Annotated in this window: 3 protein-coding genes; 1 reads left to right on the forward strand and 2 read right to left on the reverse strand. The window is 70.7% G+C overall.

What is annotated here, in order from left to right; all coding sequences use genetic code 11:
• Both ACFE64_RS15550 and lgt read right to left on the reverse strand, forming a co-directional pair.
• Positions 1 to 217: SAM-dependent methyltransferase (locus tag ACFE64_RS15550; protein WP_375393360.1), on the reverse strand; the 217-nt coding region annotated here is incomplete at its 3' end.
• 98 nt (positions 218 to 315) lie between these two features.
• Complete coding sequence (lgt, locus tag ACFE64_RS15555) at positions 316 to 1,221, reverse strand: prolipoprotein diacylglyceryl transferase (RefSeq protein ID WP_375393361.1); 906 nt, start codon at positions 1,219 to 1,221, stop codon at positions 316 to 318.
• Between the two features lie 66 nt (positions 1,222 to 1,287).
• Between lgt and ACFE64_RS15560 the strand changes: the two genes are divergently transcribed.
• On the forward strand, positions 1,288 to 2,695 hold a 1,408-nt coding region (locus ACFE64_RS15560; RefSeq protein ID WP_375393362.1), incomplete at its 3' end, for a class I adenylate-forming enzyme family protein.

Genomic DNA, 2,695 nt, shown 5'->3' on the forward strand with positions numbered 1-2,695 from the left:
TGGCCATCGCGCGGCGCGCGTCGGCGGCGAGGGTGCCGCGGCCGGGGCCGAGCTCCACCCATGCAAGGCGGGGCCGCCCCGCCCGGTCCCACAGGTCTGCGCCCCACAGGCCGACCAGCTCGCCGAACATCTGGCTGATCTCCGGCGCGGTGGTGAAATCGCCGGCGGCGCCCAGCGGGTCGCGCGTGGCGTAATAATGCGCGTTGGCGGCGGCCATGAACTGCGAGAGCGGGATCGGCCCGGCGAGCGTGATCGCGCGGGCGAGGCGTTCGGGGAGCGGGCCGTCGTCTCCTTTCCCGCTCGCGGAAGGGGAAGTCAGGCCACGCTCTCCGTGCCCCAGGTCGGCTCCACCCGCTGGCGGCGGCCGGCGGCGGTGGCGATCAGATAGGCGCCGCCGAGCAGCATCGGCACGCACAGCAGCTGGCCCATATGCGTGCCGGCCGTGCCGAGCAGGCCGGTGGCATATTGCCGGTCCGGCTCGCGGAAGAACTCGACTAGGTAACGGCACAGGCCGTAGCCGAGCAGGAATAGCCCGACGAGCTTGCCCGGATCGTAGCGCGCCTTCGTGCGCCAGAACGCGAACCACAGCAGCGCGAAGAGCAGGATGCCCTCCAGCCCCGCCTCGTAGAGCTGGCTGGGATGACGCGCGGGCTCGGGCAGGTCGCTCGTCACCGTGCGCTCGAACACGATCGCCCACGCCGCGTTCGACGGCTTGCCCCACAGCTCGCCGTTCACGAAATTGGCGAGCCGGCCGAAGAACAGCCCGAACGGCACGCAGCATGCGACGTAATCGTGGACGCGCAGCCAATTCAGCCCGTGCTTGCGCGCGAACAGGATCAGCCCCAGCGAGGTGCCGATCACGCCGCCGTGGAAGCTCATGCCGCCGTCCCACAGCCGCAGGATGCTGAGCGGGCGCGCGATCATCTCGGGCGCGTAGAACAGGACATAGCCGATCCGGCCGCCCAGGATGATGCCGAGCGTGGCGTAGAACACCAGGTCGTCGGCATGCCGCCGGGCCATCGGCCCGCCCGGCTGGGCGAGCAGCTTCAGGAGATACCACCAGCCGACGATGATGCCGGTGATGTAGGCGAGGCTGTACCAGCGCAGGGCGAAGCCGAACGGGTGCCAGCGCGGGAACACGTCCGGGTGCAGCCCCAGATCGGCGAAACGGAGATGGCCGGCCGGGTCACCGGCGGCGGCGAGGAGGGCGGGCAGGATCAAGGCTTTTCCCCAGGCATGGCGGGCTGCATAAGGAGGGAGGCGTAAAGAACCAAGCGGAGAGGGGCGATGCCGAGCGCGCTCGATCAACGGATGAACGCAGCCATGGCGGGCCTGACCGCGCCGGGCGGGCCGCTGCCGGTGGGGACGGCGCCGTCGCGCTGGGGCGTGGACCTGCCGGTCATCACCGCCGCGCCGCCGAGCCTGGCGCACTACATGGCGCATTATGCGGCCGAGCATGGCGACAAGACCTTTCTGGTCGCCGGCCCCGAACGGCTGACCTTCGCCGAGGTCCACGCGCAGGCGGTGCGGGTCGCTCACGGGCTGGTCGCGCGCGGGGTGGGGCGGGGCGATCGGGTCGGGATCGCGATGCGCAACTCGCCGGCCTGGATCGCGACCTATATGGGCGTGCTGATCGCGGGGGGCGTCGCGACGCTGCTCAACGGCTGGTGGCAGGCCGAAGAGCTGGCCGCGGCCGTGCATGACGTGACCTGCTCGCTGATCGTCGCCGACGCGCCGCGCATGGCGCGATTGCGCGCGGTCGACGGGCTGCCGACGGCGATCGAGCTGGACGACATGGTGGCGCTCCCCGATGCGATCGCGCCGTTGGCCGGCGAAGGCGCGGCGTTGCCCGAGCTGGGGCCGGCGGACCGGGCGACGATCCTGTTCACTTCCGGCTCGACGGGCCAGTCCAAGGGCGCGATCTCCACCCACGGCGCGGTGCTGCAGGCCATCCTCAACTATCTGGCGCAGGCGCTGGTCGTGCTCGGCATGGCGATGGAGGACGGCGCGGCGACGGGGGAACAGCCCTCCACGCTGCTCAACGTGCCGCTGTTCCACGTCACCGCCGAGATCCCGGTCTTCCTCCAGAGCTTCGCGATGGGGCGCAAGCTGGTGCTGATGCCCAAATGGGATGCGGAGGAGGCGATGCGGCTGATCCAGCAGGAGCGGATCAGCTATTTCGTCGGCGTGCCGCTGATGAGCTTCGAGATCCTGACCCATCCGCGCCGGTCCGACTACGACCTGTCGACCGTGACCGACTTCGCCGCCGGCGGCGCGCCCCGCCCGGCCGAGCACGTCAAGCGGATCAAGGAGGAGATGGGCGGCCCAGATGGAGGGGGCGCGCCGCTGATCGGCTATGGCCTGACCGAGACCAATGCGGTCGGCACCGGCAACTGGCGCGAGAACTACCTCGCCAAGCCGACCTCGGCGGGTCGGCCCTCGCCGCCGCTAGTCGACCTGGCGATCCTGGACGATGCCGGGCGGCCGTTGGCGACGGGCGCGCGCGGCGAGGTGGCGATCCGGACGGCGGCGAACTTCACCGAATATTGGGGGCGGCCCGACGCGACGGCGGCGGCGTTCACCGCCGACGGCTATTTCCGCACCGGCGACATCGGCTATCTGGACGACGACGGCTATCTCTTCATCGTCGACCGCAAGAAGGACATCATCATCCGCGGCGGCGAGAATATCAGCT

The organism is uncultured Sphingomonas sp. (genome assembly GCF_964250165.1).
Classification (GTDB): Bacteria; Pseudomonadota; Alphaproteobacteria; order Sphingomonadales; family Sphingomonadaceae; genus Sphingomonas.